Annotated in this window: 16 protein-coding genes and 1 riboswitch; all 16 genes read right to left on the bottom strand. The window is 41.9% G+C overall.

What is annotated here, in order from left to right; all coding sequences use genetic code 11:
• Positions 1–111: 111 nt before the first annotated feature.
• The 16 genes from purF to DXB54_RS08725 all read right to left on the bottom strand — a co-directional run bounded on the left by purF (position 112) and on the right by DXB54_RS08725 (position 16287).
• Complete coding sequence (gene purF / locus DXB54_RS08795) at positions 112–1584, bottom strand: amidophosphoribosyltransferase (RefSeq protein WP_118694939.1); 1473 nt, start codon at positions 1582–1584, stop codon at positions 112–114.
• A 266-nt stretch (positions 1585–1850) separates the two neighbouring features.
• A complete protein-coding gene (gene glmM / locus DXB54_RS08790) occupies positions 1851–3203 on the bottom strand; it encodes a phosphoglucosamine mutase (protein WP_021937593.1) in 1353 nt (450 codons plus the stop codon).
• Positions 3204–3368: 165 nt separating this feature from the next.
• A complete protein-coding gene (locus tag DXB54_RS08785; RefSeq protein ID WP_118694938.1) occupies positions 3369–4274 on the bottom strand; it encodes a diacylglycerol/lipid kinase family protein in 906 nt (301 codons plus the stop codon).
• Positions 4275–4412: 138 nt separating this feature from the next.
• Positions 4413–5078 (bottom strand): 7-cyano-7-deazaguanine synthase QueC, encoded by a 666-nt coding sequence (gene queC / locus DXB54_RS08780; RefSeq protein ID WP_118695021.1) that lies wholly within the window; start codon positions 5076–5078, stop codon positions 4413–4415.
• A 288-nt stretch (positions 5079–5366) separates the two neighbouring features.
• Entirely contained in the window at positions 5367–5951 is a 585-nt protein-coding gene (folE, locus tag DXB54_RS08775; RefSeq protein ID WP_021937596.1) for a GTP cyclohydrolase I FolE, read from the bottom strand.
• A gap of 1 nt (position 5952) precedes the next feature.
• The gene (queE, locus tag DXB54_RS08770) at positions 5953–6621 is read right to left on the bottom strand and encodes a putative 7-carboxy-7-deazaguanine synthase QueE (protein ID WP_118694937.1); all 669 of its coding nucleotides are present in this window, start codon (positions 6619–6621) and stop codon (positions 5953–5955) included.
• Positions 6622–6658: 37 nt separating this feature from the next.
• Positions 6659–7084 (bottom strand): 6-carboxytetrahydropterin synthase QueD, encoded by a 426-nt coding sequence (gene queD, locus DXB54_RS08765; RefSeq protein ID WP_118694936.1) that lies wholly within the window; start codon positions 7082–7084, stop codon positions 6659–6661.
• A gap of 1323 nt (positions 7085–8407) precedes the next feature.
• Positions 8408–9895 carry a threonine synthase gene (gene thrC / locus DXB54_RS08760; protein ID WP_118694935.1) on the bottom strand — a complete coding sequence of 496 codons (1488 nt, stop codon included), beginning with the start codon at positions 9893–9895 and terminating at the stop codon, positions 8408–8410.
• 60 nt (positions 9896–9955) lie between these two features.
• The gene (locus DXB54_RS08755; protein WP_118694934.1) at positions 9956–10804 is read right to left on the bottom strand and encodes a 3D domain-containing protein; all 849 of its coding nucleotides are present in this window, start codon (positions 10802–10804) and stop codon (positions 9956–9958) included.
• Between the two features lie 187 nt (positions 10805–10991).
• Positions 10992–11933: a tRNA dihydrouridine synthase DusB gene (gene dusB / locus DXB54_RS08750; protein ID WP_118694933.1), complete on the bottom strand. Its 942-nt coding sequence runs from the start codon at positions 11931–11933 to the stop codon at positions 10992–10994.
• On the bottom strand, positions 11930–12697 hold the full coding sequence (locus DXB54_RS08745) for a type III pantothenate kinase (protein ID WP_118694932.1): 768 nt from the start codon (positions 12695–12697) through the stop codon (positions 11930–11932). Before DXB54_RS08745 ends, dusB begins: the two co-directional genes overlap by 4 nt.
• 14 nt (positions 12698–12711) lie before the next feature.
• Positions 12712–13044, bottom strand: coding sequence for a DUF6145 family protein (locus DXB54_RS08740; protein ID WP_021938005.1), 333 nt, complete (start codon positions 13042–13044; stop codon positions 12712–12714).
• 33 nt (positions 13045–13077) lie between these two features.
• Positions 13078–13833: a 4-hydroxy-tetrahydrodipicolinate reductase gene (gene dapB, locus DXB54_RS08735; RefSeq protein WP_118694931.1), complete on the bottom strand. Its 756-nt coding sequence runs from the start codon at positions 13831–13833 to the stop codon at positions 13078–13080.
• A gap of 189 nt (positions 13834–14022) precedes the next feature.
• Positions 14023–14910: a 4-hydroxy-tetrahydrodipicolinate synthase gene (dapA, locus tag DXB54_RS08730; RefSeq protein WP_021938007.1), complete on the bottom strand. Its 888-nt coding sequence runs from the start codon at positions 14908–14910 to the stop codon at positions 14023–14025.
• A gap of 303 nt (positions 14911–15213) precedes the next feature.
• Positions 15214–15385: riboswitch (Lysine riboswitch) on the bottom strand.
• Between the two features lie 36 nt (positions 15386–15421).
• Positions 15422–15571: a hypothetical protein gene (locus DXB54_RS11885; protein WP_158578219.1), complete on the bottom strand. Its 150-nt coding sequence runs from the start codon at positions 15569–15571 to the stop codon at positions 15422–15424.
• Positions 15572–15657: 86 nt separating this feature from the next.
• Entirely contained in the window at positions 15658–16287 is a 630-nt protein-coding gene (locus DXB54_RS08725) for a single-stranded DNA-binding protein (protein WP_021938008.1), read from the bottom strand.
• Between the last annotated feature and the right edge of the window lie 16 nt (positions 16288–16303).

The raw sequence follows: 16303 nt of genomic DNA, 5'->3' as shown, positions 1-16303 counted from the left end.
GTCTGCACCTTTCTTCATAAAACTTATTATCTCCCACCGATCTGTCTGAGACCGGCGATTATTTCATACTTTAACAGTATAACATAAAAATCCTGTCAGGTCTTCCCTAAACTACTTTACCTTTGAATCTGCTCCACGCTTGAAATCCTCATGCTCGCCCCGGATATCCTCTGTCGGTGGTGCTATAGGATACTTTCCGCTGAAACAGCCGTGACAGAACTGTCTTCCTCCCGACAGCTCTCCAAGCCTGTCAATGTCCAGATAGGCAAGAGTATCTGCACCTATTATCCTGCAGATATCATCAACACTTCTGTTGTAAGCTATAAGCTGCTCCCTGTCAGGTATATCTGTTCCGAAGTAACATGGATACAGGAATGGAGGTGAACTGATCCTTACATGGACCTCTGTGGCACCTGCCTCCCTTAACATATTCACTATCCTGTCACTGGTGGTTCCTCTTACGATGGAATCATCTATCATTATAACACGTTTTCCCTTAACTGCATTCTTCAACACATTAAGTTTAACCTTAACACTGGATTCTCTCTGGCTCTGGTCAGGCTTGATGAAGGTTCTTCCTACATAGCCGTTCTTGACAAATGCAGTTCCGTACGGTATTCCAGATTCCATAGAGTATCCAAGGGCTGCAGCGTTTCCCGATTCCGGAACACCAACCACAAGATCAGCCTCCACAGGGCTGTCCTTTGCCAGACATCTTCCGGCAATTATCCTGGACTCATACACGCTCATCTGATCGATATATGAATCTGTCCTTGCAAAATATATGTACTCAAATATACACCTTGCATGTTCCTTCTGACACATGTCCTTGAAGGAAACTATTCCCTTGTCCGGTGAAATAGCAACAACCTCTCCCGGCTCCACGTCTCTTACAAATTCCGCACCTATAGTATCAAGTGCACAGGTTTCCGACGCCAGTATATATGCATTGTCTCTCTTACCTATGCAAAGGGGTCTGAAACCAAACGGATCCCTTGCACCTATAAGTTTTCTCGGGCTCATTACAACCAGCGAGTAAGATCCCTTAACCTTTCTGAGCGCCCTGATCACCGCTTCCTCAGCAGTTCCGCATTTTACTCTTTCCCTTGCAATGTGGTATGCAATAACCTCTGAGTCAATGGTAGTCTGGAAGATAGCTCCTGTAAGGGACAGCTCTCTCCTTAATTCCGGTGCATTCACAAGATTTCCGTTGTGAGCAAGGCCTAATGTACCCTTTACATAATTAAGCACAAGGGGCTGTGCGTTCTCAATGGTGCTTGCTCCTGCAGTGGAATACCGCACATGTCCAACACCTATGTTTCCCTTAAGCTTTCCAAGATCCTCAGGAGTAAACACTTCATTTACAAGTCCCATTCCCTTACTTGACAGAACCTTTCCTTTAGGTCCCTCTGTGTCGGACACTGCTATTCCGCAGCTCTCCTGTCCTCTGTGCTGTAATGCAAACAAACCATAGTAGATCGAGTTTGCCACATCATTTCCGTCAAAATCATACATTCCGAAGACACCACATTCCTCATGTATACCGTCTTCATCATAATAATGTGATCTAATATTGTCGTTCATAATCTGCCTCTCGTGTTCCTTATTGTTTCCGGGTAACCCGTACAAGCATTACCTTTTATTTAGTTGTGTAACCTGTATCAATATACAATGACCATTTAAACTTTAAAGGTTTTCTATTTCAATGTCAATCTAATTTGGTCAAATCTGCTTCTTGCATAAAATAAAGGAAATTTTTTAAGTATTATTATAAAAAATTTCCTTTATTTCGGCTGTTACGCTTAATAATCCCAAGTATTATCGCTGTAACACTGTATTTATTCTTTTAATTATATGGCATAGCCCTTTTCTTTTATGAAGTCCACCATGCGGTCCACATACTTCTTACAGAGCTCATCTGTACCTGCCTCAACCATTACACGGATAACCGGCTCGGTTCCGCTCTTACGGAGAAGAAGTCTTCCGTCGTCTCCAAGCTCCTCTGCGATCTCGTCATTGAGTTTAAGGATATCCGGGTCGTTCATAACATCATCCTTGCTGGTAACCTTAATGTTCACCAGAAGCTGTGGGAATATTGTAAGACTGTTAAACAGCTCTGACAGCTTCACCTTTCTTCCAAGGATAACTTCCATTATCATAAGAGAGGTAAGAACACCGTCTCCTGTGGTAGCATACTTTGAGAAGATTATATGTCCTGACTGCTCACCACCGATAGAGTGTCCGTTCTCCATCATATTTTCAAATACATATTTGTCACCAACGGCAGTCTTCTCATAGTTAATGCCTTTCTTGTCAAATGCCTTGTACAGTCCAAGGTTTGACATTACCGTAGTAACAACTGTGTTATTGTTAAGCTCACCCTTATCCTTGAGATAACGGCCACACACATAGAGTATCTTATCTCCATCAACGATCTCGCCCTTGTCATCCACACAAAGACACCTGTCCGCATCTCCGTCATAGGCAAATCCCACATCCAGGTTATTCTCCTTGACAAATGCCTGCAGCTTCTCAATATGTGTTGATCCACACTCAGTATTGATGTTAAATCCATCAGGATCGTTATTTATGATATATGTTTTTGCTCCCAGTGCGTCAAATACAGATTTGGCGATAAGATACGACGCACCGTTTGCAGTATCAAGTCCTACTCTCATGTTCTTAAACGGCCTTGTAGGAATAGTCATGAGGTAACCTATGTAACGGTTTCGTCCCATGGTATAGTCCACAGTCTTTCCTATGTTATCTCTGGTAGCAAGCGGTATCTCACCGATCTCACCGTCAATGTATGCCTCTATCTCCTCCTCTACTGCCGCCTCAAGCTTGTATCCCATTCCGTTGATAACCTTTATACCATTATCGTAGTATGGATTGTGGCTTGCAGATATCATGATGCCGCAGTCAAAGTTATCTGATCTCACAATGTATGACACACTAGGTGTAGGAGTTACATGCATAAGATATGCATCTGCACCGCTGGCTGTAAGTCCTGCCACAAGGGCATACTCAAACATATAGCTTGATCTTCTGGTATCCTTTCCTATAACTACCTTAGCCCTTCCTTCAGGATTTTTCTTTCCATAGTAGTAGCCAAGATATCTTCCAACCTTAAATGCATGTTCTACAGTAAGGTCCTTATTTGCCTCGCCTCTGAATCCATCTGTTCCAAAATACTTACCCATAATTATTCCATTCCTTTTTACATGTTAAGTTAAATTTATTATTACATTATATCATGACCTTAGTTCATGATCGCCACTCACCGCTCCCGATGAATAAGCTACGCTTATTCCCGCTCGCTAACGCTCATTATATCATCATTACAGATATGTGCAAGCAATGTATTATTACTCATCCCCCTCAGCGGACACAAGGATATCTATAGCTCTCGGTATAATCTCTATCTCACAGTCTGTGGTATTTCCACCAAACTCACCGTCAAGAGTCCAGGCAAGCTCCTTGTCACTTCTGATTTTCACATTTGAGGTTCTGAAACAAACCATATTCTTGTCATTTGGATAACCTCCTATGAAACTTCCAACCGTCCTGTTAAGATCCGCAGGATTTCTGATCTTCCTTATGAACAGGCATTCAAATAAACCGTCATCAAACTCAACACCATTTCTCACCATACTCTTGTAGCCGCCTACAGACACGGAGTTTGACACCATTCCATATATGAAATCGTCCTCTTCCACCTCGTTGTCATGCTCTATGACCAGATGATACGATGGTATATTTATAACGCTCTTTATGCCCTGTAACACATAGGCTCCGTGTCCCAGCACATTCTTCATATTCTGTGGCGTTGCATAGCTCACATCCGAGAATATACCAAATGCTGCCACATACACGAAGAACTTATCGGTTAAATGTCCTATATCCACTGCAAATGGCTGTGCCTTAACCAGTTTTCTCGCTGCCTTAATGCCCACATCCGGAATGTCAAGGCTCCTGGCATAATCATTTGTAGAGCCACATGGAATATAGCCCACAGGTACTCTGTCAGCCTTTGGAAGTTGCATGATACCATTTATTACATTTGCAAGGGTTCCGTCTCCGCCGGCGCACACAATCACATCAAAGTCCGTGCTTCTCTCTTTTGCTATCCTTGACGCGTCGTCCGCATTCTGTGTAATATGAATGGTAACTTCGTAGTCATTTTTTATGAATATATCTATTACATCTGCAAGGCTATTCTTAAGTGTTGTCTTACCTGCCTTAGGATTTACAACAAACAACATTTTCTTCATAAAACACATTATCTCCTGTCTATTATTTTAGGCTGCGCACCTTTTACTGTTACTTGTTCTGTTACTTTCCACTGGCATTTTCGTTATATTTTCTGCAGCTTCTGTCACAGTTTACTTTGCTTTTTCACATGATCTGGTCTACTTATTCTTCTTGTACTTCATGTAGAGGTCATAGCCTCTCTTTCTTAACTTACATGCAGGGCAGTGTCCGCAGCCGTCGCCCTTTATGCCATTATAACATGTAAGTGTCATATCGTGAACCAGTTCCAGTCCACCAAGTTCATCAGCCATCTTCCATGTCTCCATCTTATCGATCCACATAAGGGGTGTGATTATGTTAAACTCATAGTCCATGGCAAGATTGAGAGTTACATTGAGAGATTTTACGAATGCATCCCTGCAATCAGGGTATCCTGAGAAGTCACTCTGGGACACACCTGTAATTATATCACTTATTCCCTTCTGCTTGGCAAATACCGCAACAAATGAAAGGAACAGGTGATTTCTTCCATCTACAAATGAATTAGGTGTTCCAACCTCAGGCGCATTTTCATCAACCTTAATATCTGATCTTGTAAGTGAGTTAGGTGCAAGCTGATTAAGCAATGTCATATCGAGTATATAATGTTCCACTCCAAGTTTTTCTGCGATTTCCTTTGCACAGTCAAGCTCTGCCACATGTCTCTGACCATAGTCAAATGAAATAGCATACACCTTCTTGTATCTGCTCAGTGCCCACAAAAGGCATGTTGTACTGTCCTGTCCGCCACTGAATACTACTACCGCTTCTTCTTTATTTCTCATTGTCATCACCTTATAATCCGATGATCGATCAAGGATCATCAGATTTCTTTTTTCCTTTCTATTTTTTTGTATCAGGAGCCTTGCGTCACTTCCGGTATTGCTCCTCCGGTTTTACATTTAGATTGTCGCATTACTTCTGATATTTCTCTCCGGTTTTACATTTAGATTGTCGCGTTACTTCTGATATTTCTCTCCGGTTTTACATTTGGTTTTTTTGCACTTATTTATTGTTGAACTATTTTATTATTACACTTGATATCTATTTCATTATTTTGCCTGTCGTTGCTCCTAATGAGTGTTCATCAGGAGCAGCTTGTTCTGCAGTGTAATGTCATTTTCAAATTTGCCTCTGAAGGTTGTGGTAAACGTCTTTGTTCCCGGCTTCTTAATTCCTCTTGCTGTCATACAGCTATGATTTGCCTCGATCAGAACTGCCACATCCTCTGAACCTGTAACCTTACTTACAATATATGCAATGTCTGTGCCTATTCTTTCCTGCAGCTGAAGTCTTCTGGCTACCATATCGGCAATCCTTGCCAGCTTGCTTAATCCTATGAGCTTGTCCTTAGGAAGATATGCTATAGACACCTTCATGTCATACATCAGTGCCATATGGTGCTCGCAGTATGAGAACACCTCAATGTCCTTTACAAACACCATATCCTCAGTATGTCTTGTGTCCTCTTCCTTGAAGGTCTTGCCATACATCTCTGCTATCTCATCATTTGTGTAGTTCATCCCTGCAAATACTTCTTCATACATTCTGGCAACTCTGTCGGGGGTCTCCTTAAGTCCCTCTCTGTCAGGGTCATCTCCCAGAGCTATCAATATTCCTCTTACATGCTCTCTTATTGCGTCCTTATCTATTGCCATTTTATACTCCTCTCGTCTCCGGATCCCAGATTATCTTGTGCATTTGAAGCTGAAGCTTTACATCGTTCATGTTATTTTCAATCATGTAATCAACTATGTCCTCAAGTTCTATGCTTCCAAATACCGGGCTTATATATACTCTTGTCTTTACATCAAGTCCATATGTGTATATTACCTCTCTCGCTCTGTCCAGATCCTTGATGGAACCCACAACAAATTTAACGGCATCATTCTTATCAACATAATTATAATTTGATATACACATCTTGTCCTCACATCCGCTTCCCGGAAGCTTGTAATCAAGGGTGTAAGAAATTCCATCTGCAACTGCCTTAAACTCTGCTATATCAATGCTGCCGTTTGTCTCAACCTCTACCCTTATATCCCCCTCAAGGGAAAGCTTCAGAAGAAGTTCATCTATATCCTCCTGTATAAGAGGCTCACCACCTGTAAGAGTAACATTCTTTATTTCAGTTCTCTTAATGTAGCTTATAAGCTCCTCATCGGAAAGCAGCTCATATTCCGTATCCTTTTCATTTGCCCATTTTGTATCGCAGTAACCGCAATTAAGATTGCACCCTGCAAATCTTATGAACACCGCAAGCTCACCCGCTCTTGCGCTCTCACCGTTTATGCTGACAAAACGTTCAGCAACTTTGAATTGTGCCATTTTTTATCTCCTTAGTTTATACTGTTTTGTTTTTTCTCTATTCTGGTTTAGAATATATTGCCATATTGTTTGGAGTTTCATATACTCTGACCTCATAAACATCGTAGCCTTTTTTCTCCATCTCATTATAAAACATCCTGGAAAAGTTCTCCGCTGTAGGTCTGAAATCAAGTTGTATGATCCTGAAGCCCTCCTCCACAAGGGCTTCCATGGTTTTATCCTTAAGGGAATTTCTCTCTATTATCAGGCAATGATCATAATAGTCCGTAAGTGCCTTTAGGTCAGCCTTCAGGTTGCCAAAATCTACCAACATACCCCTAGTCTGTTTCTCTTCACTTAATCTCTCACCTGCAACTGCAACCTCCACCTTCCACCGGTGTCCATGTATGTTGCTGCACTTTCCCTGATACCCCTTTAGAAAATGGGCACTGTCAAAGCTTGCATTAGTTTCTAATCTGTACATACTTCTTCCTTTCTGTTTTTTCTTACTCTATATTCTTGTATAATTTCAGTTTTCAATATCATAATGCCGTTTATTATATTTCTTCCGGCCTTATTCGTTTTTCTTGACCTGTTTCTTTTTTTCAGCGTTTAGGTCATGTTTTTTCGCTTTTTTCTTGACCTATTTTCTCCTTTTCGCCTTTTAGGTCATCTTTTCCCCCGGTTTTTCTTGACCTGTTTTCTCCTTTTCGCCTTTTAGGTCATCTTTTCCCCCGGTTTTTCTTGACCTATTTTCTCCTTTTCGCCTTTTAGGTCATCTTTTCCCCCGGTTTTTCTTGACCTGTTTTCTCCTTTTCGCCTTTTAGGTCATCTTTTCCCCCGGTTTTTCTTGACCTATTTTCTCCTTTTCGCCTTTTAGGTCATCTTTTCCCCCGGTTTTTCTTGACCTGTTTTCTCCTTTTCGCCTTTTAGGTCATCTTTTCCCCCGGTTTTTCTTGACCTATTTTCTCCTTTTCGCCTTTTAGGTCATCTTTTCCCCCGGTTTTTCTTGACCTGTTTTCTCCTTTTCGCCTTTTAGGTCATCTTTTCCCCCGGTTTTTCTTGACCTATTTTCTCCTTTTCGCCTTTTAGGTCATCTTTTCCCCCGGTTTTTCTTGACCTGTTTTCTCCTTTTCGCCTTTTAGGTCATCTTTTCCCCCGGTTTTTCTTGACCTATTTTCTCCTTTTCGCCTTTTAGGTCATCTTTTCCCCCGGTTTTTCTTGACCTGTTTTCTCCTTTTCGCCTTTTAGGTCATCTTTTCCCCCGGTTTTTCTTGACCTATTTTCTCCTTTTCGCCTTTTAGGTCATCTTTTCCCCCGGTTTTTCTTGACCTGTTTTCTCCTTTTCACCTTTTAGGTCATTTTTTTCCCCGGTTTTTCTTGACCTGTTTTTTCCTTTTCACCTTTTAGGTCATTTTTTTCTTCGAATTCCCATGACTTATTTAATTATTGCATTTTCATCGTTGCTTTTACAACGACAAAACACGCTTTGCAAGTTTCATCTGCTGATCAGCAGTCGTCAAATGCGATCATGCAAGCATGTCGCACTTTTCTCTTTGCCATAACAAAAAGACGAAATGCATATACCATTTCGTCTTTTATAAACTAAAACATTATATAAACAGCCCCGCCACTACCGCAGATCCATTTTTAATAATGCCCTAGTTTTGTTTACCGACAGGATGGTACAAACGAACTGTCCATTATCACGATTGCTTTGCAATCGTGATGACGCTTAAGCAAGACTTAAGCGTCGCGTATATTTTGCCACTAATTATATTGATGATTGCTTTGCAATCGTGATATATTATATTCCTAAAAATCCCTTAACTACCTTAAGCATGTCTTCCTTATCGCATACTGTATCATGAAGTACCGGTGCGGTACGTATATCTTCAATAGCCTGTGGAACCTTTACCTTTGAAAGCTTTGAAAGCTCATCAACAAGCTCGAAGTCTGACTTGCTGTCATACTCACTGTCAATAGCATTCATTACACTTCTTGTGAACTTGTATGGGCTTGCTGTTGAAGCGATAACTGTAGGAGTTGTATCTCCTGTTTCCTTAACATACTTGTCATATACAGTAGCCGCAACTGCTGTATGAGTGTCAATTATATAATTGTCTGACTCATATATCCTCTTGATAGTTGCTGCTGTCTCTGTTTCTGTAGCATATCCGCCGGCGAACTCCTCAAGTCTCTTCTTCATTTCATCTGTGATCGTATATACACCTGTTGATGAAAGTGACTTCATAAGTTCACTGTTCTTTACTGCGTCATTTCCTGCAATCTTATATATAAGTCTCTCAAGGTTACTTGAAATAAGAATATCCATTGATGGTGATGTTGTAAGAATGAACTCTCTGTTTCTGTCATATGTTCCTGTTGTGAAGAAATCATAGAGAACCTTGTTATCATTCGAAGCACAGATAAACTTGGCTATAGGAAGCCCCATCTCCTTAGCGTAATATGCGGCAAGGATATTTCCGAAGTTTCCTGTAGGAACAACTACGTTGATCTTGTCCCCTGCCTTTATTGTTCCGTCTGCCACAAGACGTGTGTATGCATATACATAGTAAACCATCTGTGGTACAAGACGTCCGATATTAATTGAATTCGCCGATGAGAACTGATATCCCTTCTCATCCATGTATGCAGCAAGCTCTGTATCTGAGAACATCTTCTTGACACCTGTCTGGGCGTCATCGAAGTTTCCTGTTATTCCAACTACAAATGTATTGTCACCCTTCTGAGTAACCATCTGCTTCTCCTGGATAGGACTCACACCATGCTTAGGATAGAATACTATGATCTTTGTTCCGGGAACATCTGCAAATCCTGCAAGTGCAGCCTTTCCTGTATCTCCTGATGTTGCTGTAAGGATAACTATCTCGTTCTTTACACCATTTTTCTTTGCTGATGTAGTAAGGAGGTATGGAAGAATTGAAAGAGCCATATCCTTGAACGCGATAGTTGAGCCATGGAACAGCTCAAGATAATATGCCCCTGCCTTCTTAACAAGCGGTGCGATCTCCGGTGTATCAAATTTGCTGTCATATGCTGAATTGATACAAGCCTTTAACTCCTCCTCTGTGAAGTCAGTGAACATGAGCTTCATAACCTCGTATGCCACCTGTCTGTAATCCATTGCTGCAAGTGCCTCAAGTGACACGTCAAGCGCAGGTATTGAATCAGGCACGAATAAACCGCCCTCATTTGCAAGACCCTTTAATATTGCCTGTGAAGCTGTTGCTGTTTCATTTGCATTTCTAGTGCTTTTGTAAATAAGTTCCATCTGCCAATTCTCCTTATATATATGATGTTATACCGCTTGCATAAGCTCACGGCAAATTTTCTAATTCTTTGGACGATATACGTCATAGGTTCCCATAGGGAAAGCAAGTGCCTCCTCGTGGGTATCAAAATAAATGTCAAGACGCTTTCCGGTTATGGCACCGCCTCTGTCTTCTACCTCGTATGTGATACCATCTATGTACAACTTGGTTCCAAACTCAAATTCCGTCGGAGCCGCTATGGTATGATTAGGTGAAGCCTTCTTACCGCTGGCTGTGATTCCGTCAGGATCAACCTTTCCCGTACACTTCTCACATGGACAGTAAGCAGTTATGGTATATTCACCAAGATATTCCATTCCGTCTGTAGGCTTTTTCTCTTCTGTAGTCCCATCTGAGCCTCCGCCTCCTGAATTACCACCACCGGAATTTCCTCCGCCGGAATTACCGCCTCCGGAATTACCACCGCCGGTACTTCCTCCCGCTGGTATAAACACAAACTGCTGGGTTGTAGGTTCTTCCGTAGCTCCTTCTATGGGATTATCCGGTGTATCTATAAGTGCACCACCTGTTCTGTGATCCACATGATCTCTTGCAGTATGATCTTCTGCACTTGCCAGTTCAAAGGTGCTGTCATCATCTATCCTTGCCTTGCCGTTGAAATTACCATCGGGGTTGGCGTCCGTATAGCTTGCCACCTGCACATCGAATTTGTTATCCTCCAACGCCGTAGCTCCGGCTTCTGACATGTACATATTTTTGTTCTTGGAATAGACACGCTTGTCGTCCGCCTTGAATGCCGCCAGGCTTCCAATACTTGCAGACACAACTATTACACCGGCACAGATACCTATACCGGTCTTCTTAATCCTTGAACTTAACATTGCTTTAGGACTATTATACTTCTTCATGCCTTTACCTCCGTTATGATCTGAACATCAGCCTATTAACATTCGCCTGTCAAACCAGACACGATCATCACAGTCACGAAGTAATCGTGACGCAGTCAAAACAATCGTACCAATAATTATATAATCTTCCCAACACCAGGTCAACCCCCATAGACACCTGTTTTGTATATCCGGAGCCTGTATATTGCTATTTTATATACCGATCAAGAAGCTCCACCATCTCATCATAGGTCTCAACCTGGTTTATAAGATTACGCAGCTTGGAAGAATCCTTAAAGCCTGCCGAATACCACGCCACGTGCTTACGCATTTCATGGATACCGGTAAACTCACCCTTGTACTCTATCATGAGCCTTGCATGTCTTAACATCATGTCTTTTATTTCATGGAGATCAGGTCTTGCCTTTATCTCCCCGGTTTCAAGATATGTCTTGATCTCGTCAAATATCCATGGGTTGCCTCTTGCTCCCCTGCCGATCATAAAACCGTCGCAGCCGGTCTGTTCTCTCATTTTTATAACATCGAACACATCATTTATATCTCCGTTACCTATAACAGGTATGGTCACCCGCTCCTTAACCTGTCTTATGACATCCCAGTCCGCATGCCCACTGTAATACTGGCTTCTTGTCCTTCCATGTACGGCAATGGCACTGGCACCGCTTACCTCCGCAATATGTGCAATCTCTGGTGCATTGATATGTTCCTCGTCGAAGCCGCTTCTTATCTTTATGGTAATAGGAAGTCTGCATTTCTTCACCATGGCACTTACAATATCCCCTATGAGCTTTGGATCTTTCATAAGTGCTGATCCCTCACCGTTATTTACAATCTTAGGAACCGGACATCCCATATTCACATCTACAAATGCAAAACCCCTATCCTCTATTTTATTTGCCATGTCCGCAAGGAGCTCCGGATCTGAGCCAAACAACTGGACACCTATAGGTTTCTCCTCCTCCGTTGTCATGAGCAGCGGTCCGGTGTTCTTATTGTTGTAATAAAGGCCCTTGGCACTTATCATCTCTGTATATAATATGTCACAGCCCTTTTCCTTACATAAAAGACGAAATGGCAGGTCACATACACCTGCCATTGGCGCCAGAATTAATTTGTCCTTGAAAATCATCTCTGTTTGTCCATTATAATCCTAAGTCCCTGAAGAGTAAGATTAGGATCATACACATCTATACAATCCGAATTCTCATATATCATCTTTCCGAGACCACCTGTAGCAACAACCTTTACAGTCTTATATCCCGACTCTTTTTTCATACGCTTTACTATATATTCAGTCTGACCGATATGTCCGAGACATACACCTGCCTGCATACTGGATATGGTATCCTTACACAGGATAGTTTCAGGAACCTTTATCTCAATCTCCGGGAGCTTGGCAGTTCCCTTCCACAGTGCATTTGCACTAAGCCTTATACCCGGTGATGTAACCTCTGCCACGAAGCTTCCGCTTTCATTTACAAGGTCATAGGTGGTAGCTGTTCCGTAATCAATAACTATTACAGGTCCACCATAGATCTCATATGCAGCCACCGCGTCAACTATTCTGTCGGCACCAAGCTGCTTCGGATTTGGTATGGCAATATTTATACCTGTCTTGATCCCCGGCTCCACAATAAGAGGATTAGATTTAAAATACTTCTTTATTCCGTTTGTAAGAGAATGCATAACGTCCGGAACAACCGATGTCACGATAACCTCTGTGACCATATCAACAGTCAGTCCCTTCATCTGCATAAGCTCCACCAGGAATACACCGAACTCATCTGAAGTCCTTGAAATACCTGTTGTCATTCTTGAGGTATGTACCAGGCTGTTGCCATCGAACACACCGATAGTGATATTTGAATTTCCCACATCCACTGCAAGTAACATTATCTTTTCTCTCCTTACTCCTGATACTCTTCAAGATAAAATACTCTGAAATACATCTCGAGACTTGAAAATAAATCCTGCTTCTCTTTTCTGAGCTGCTTTACCTTTAAGGCACTGCCTATATCATCATATAACACGTCATATTCATCTGCTTCGGTCTCTATGTTCAGTCCGCCGTCCTCATCAAAATACAATGTAAATATTCCGCCCACATCCTCAGTGAACAAAACGCACATGATCTTGAGTTCCTTCTTTATCTCATCAGGCAGACCTATAAAATCCTGGTTCAGATAATACTTCTGCTCATATTTTGAACTTGCACATAATACGATCTTATTAGAATCCATATAAACGCTCCAATTTACTTATTGTTACAGGAATTAACCTATAACGTCTGACATATTATATAATCCCGCAGGCTTTCCTGCAAGATATTTTCCTGCTTCAACTGCACCTTTGGCAAATACCGACTTGGAATAAGCTGTATGCTTGAACTCTATAACCTCATCAACACCGGCAAATATAACCTCATGCTCACCTACGATAGTACCGCCTCTGACTGCTGAAATTCCCAGTTCCTTCTTGTCTCTCTTCTTTCTTACCTGGCTTCTGTCATATACATATTCATACTCATTGTTTCTTGCCTCATTGATGGAGTCTGCCAGTGCAAGAGCTGTTCCTGAGGGTGCGTCAACCTTCTGGTTGTGGTGCTTCTCAACGATCTCAATATCGTAGCCTGCCGGTGCAAATATATTTGCAGCTTCCTTTAAAAGCTTCATAAGTGTATTTATTCCAAGAGACATGTTGGCTGAACGAAGGACTGCAACCTTCCTGCTTGCCTCTTCAACCTTGGCGATCTGTGCCTCACTTAAGCCTGTGGTACATAGTACAACAGGTATCTTATGCTTCACACTGTAATCAAGAAGCTTATCCACTGCCACCGCTGCTGCAAAGTCTATGATAACATCTGCAGGCACGTCGCAGGCGTCTATATCAGTGAATACAGGATATCCGTTATCCCTGTTATCTACCACATCTATTCCTGCAACTATCTCTGCAGTATCGTCATTCTTCACCATGTCCGTTATAACCTGTCCCATCTTACCGTTACAACCATGCATAATAATCTTTACCATTTATTTTGTCCTCCGTATTTTTTTACTGTCCTTACAGCAGCATTCTAATTTGCCTGCGGCAAGGCTGCTGCACCTGACTCGCTACCATAACAAAAGATCGAGTAGGAAACACCTACCCGATCTTTTACTTTATATTATGTCATATTCCAACACAATATCCTCGAATCTGTGTACCGCTCTCAACAATTATTAAGCAAGTATACCATAATTCTTCATTGCTGTCTTAAGTTTTTCCACATTTGCAGGTTCCATCTCTGTAAGCGGCATCCTAAGGGTTCCTCCGCAGAGTCCTAAGAGCTCCACTGCCTTCTTGACAGGAATAGGATTCACCTCGCAGAACAATGCATTGCATAACTCAACTGCCTTAAGCTGAAGCTTGAGACTTCCTTCTATATCGCCCTCAAGGAACTTCATGACCATATCATGTGTATCCTCAGGGATTATATTTGCTGTTACTGAGATAACACCTTTTCCGCCCAGTGAAAGAAGCGGAACAACCTGATCGTCATTTCCTGAATAAATATCTATACATCCCTGTGCCAGTGAAGCAAGCTTAACAACCTGACCGATGTTACCTGATGCTTCCTTGATACCTACGATGTTGTCAACTGTCTTTGCAAGTTCGACTGCTGTCTCAGGAAGGATATTGCAGCCTGTTCTTGAAGGAACATTGTATAGAATAATAGGAACTGAAACTGAATTTGCAACTGCTGTGAAGTGAGCGATAAGTCCCTTCTGTGTAGCCTTGTTGTAATAAGGTGTAACCACAAGAAGACCATCTACGCCATAGCTCTCTGCCTCTGTGGAAAGGTAGATAGCGGTTGCCGTACAATTTGATCCTGTACCTGCAACGACCTTGATCCTGTGATCGGCGAACTCAACGCACTTCTTAATGCACTCAAGGTGCTCTTCGTGTGAAAGGGTTGCTGCCTCACCTGTGGTACCGCAGATAACAATAGCATCTGTCTTGTGGGCAACATGAAACTCAACCAGCTCCTTAAGTTTATCAAAATCAACGTCTCCGTTGTCCTTAAACGGAGTAACTAATGCAACTGCTGAACCTGTAAATATTGCCATAATAAAAACCTCCTAAATATTATAAACTGCTTCGCTTTTCATGCGAGCCAATAATTCCGTCTACCTGTTTTTTATTATACATTTTCCACGATTTTTACTACATGCAAAATAATGCTGTATGCTTTTGAAAAAATGTCAATCGAGCAGGCTGACACCTACTCGACATGCAATCAATGCCATCTCGCCTGTCGGCTCGATGCACATTGGCCGTCATATAGAAATTTGTGCAAGCACAATTTCTGCATAACGGCTTATTGCACAAAAAATAGGTCGACGTGAGCCGACCTATAGAATATCTTTATCCTATTAAGTAGCTCTCCATCTTACGATGACAGTCATACAGCTCTTAACTGCACAACCAGAATATATCATTATGGGCTGACATACCCTTCGGCGAACTTCCCTTTCCCCGGCTCTCAAATGCTCCATATACATCAAACCGAATACTCTTTAACTTCGCACCTCTACTTTAATTTATTCTAGTAATCCCTAGATAGTGCATACTATAGCACTAAAAAGGGTCAGTGTCAATATCATTTAGCACAAGGAATATTGTAATAAATTTCCCGGAAATATCCTTGTCATCAAGGTACATTCCCGGGATTATAAAAAGATCTGCATCTATTGCCACGGTCCCAAATTCAGCCCCTTTATCGCCCAATTTGAAAAAACCGCATTTACATCATCAATAAGTACACCAATATTCAACCTGCTCTTCATCTTTCGTAATACCCCCGCACACGTTTATCATTCCAGGCATTCCATCTTGCTCACGGATACCTCATATGCGACCTTGCTCACCACCTGGTCATTTCCTATCCGTTTCTGATACTCTCTGCTCTGTATCCTGCCCCATAAGGCAATATGCTCACCCACTGAAAGCCTGCCTGCAAATCTGGCATTTCTTCCCCAACAGATACATGGTATGTAATCACTCTTCCCATACGCCCTGTTCACTGCCAGCAATATATCTGCTATCTCTCTTCCGAGAGGAGTCATCCTGTACACAGGCTCCTTACACACATAACCGTCAAGGAATACCTGATTAGGCTTGCTGTCCCATGCTTCCTCCTCATCAAGAGTCTCTATTTCCCTTACAAATACAGACAATATAAGTCTGTTCTTAGTCTCCTCATGCTTATTATAAGATCTGAACTGACCTTTTGCCATAATTTTTTCACCAACATGAGAAGTTGTTACGTCAAACAGTCTGTCTGACACCATAAGTGGGATAACATCATAGGCATCACTAAGGCGGCTCACCACCAGATCTACCATATAAAAGCCCTCACCAAATATTTCATGGCTGAACACAAACTCCGATGCGATCTCCCCTGCTACAACTACCTGATTATTGTTTAAAGTTTTTTCCGTCATTTCTTTCTCCCTTCCG

It is taken from the genome of Coprococcus sp. OM04-5BH (assembly GCF_003482105.1).
GTDB lineage: Bacteria > Bacillota > Clostridia > Lachnospirales > Lachnospiraceae > Coprococcus.
The sequence above is the reverse complement of the archived record's forward strand: the minus strand, read 5'-3'. Positions and strand labels throughout refer to the sequence as shown.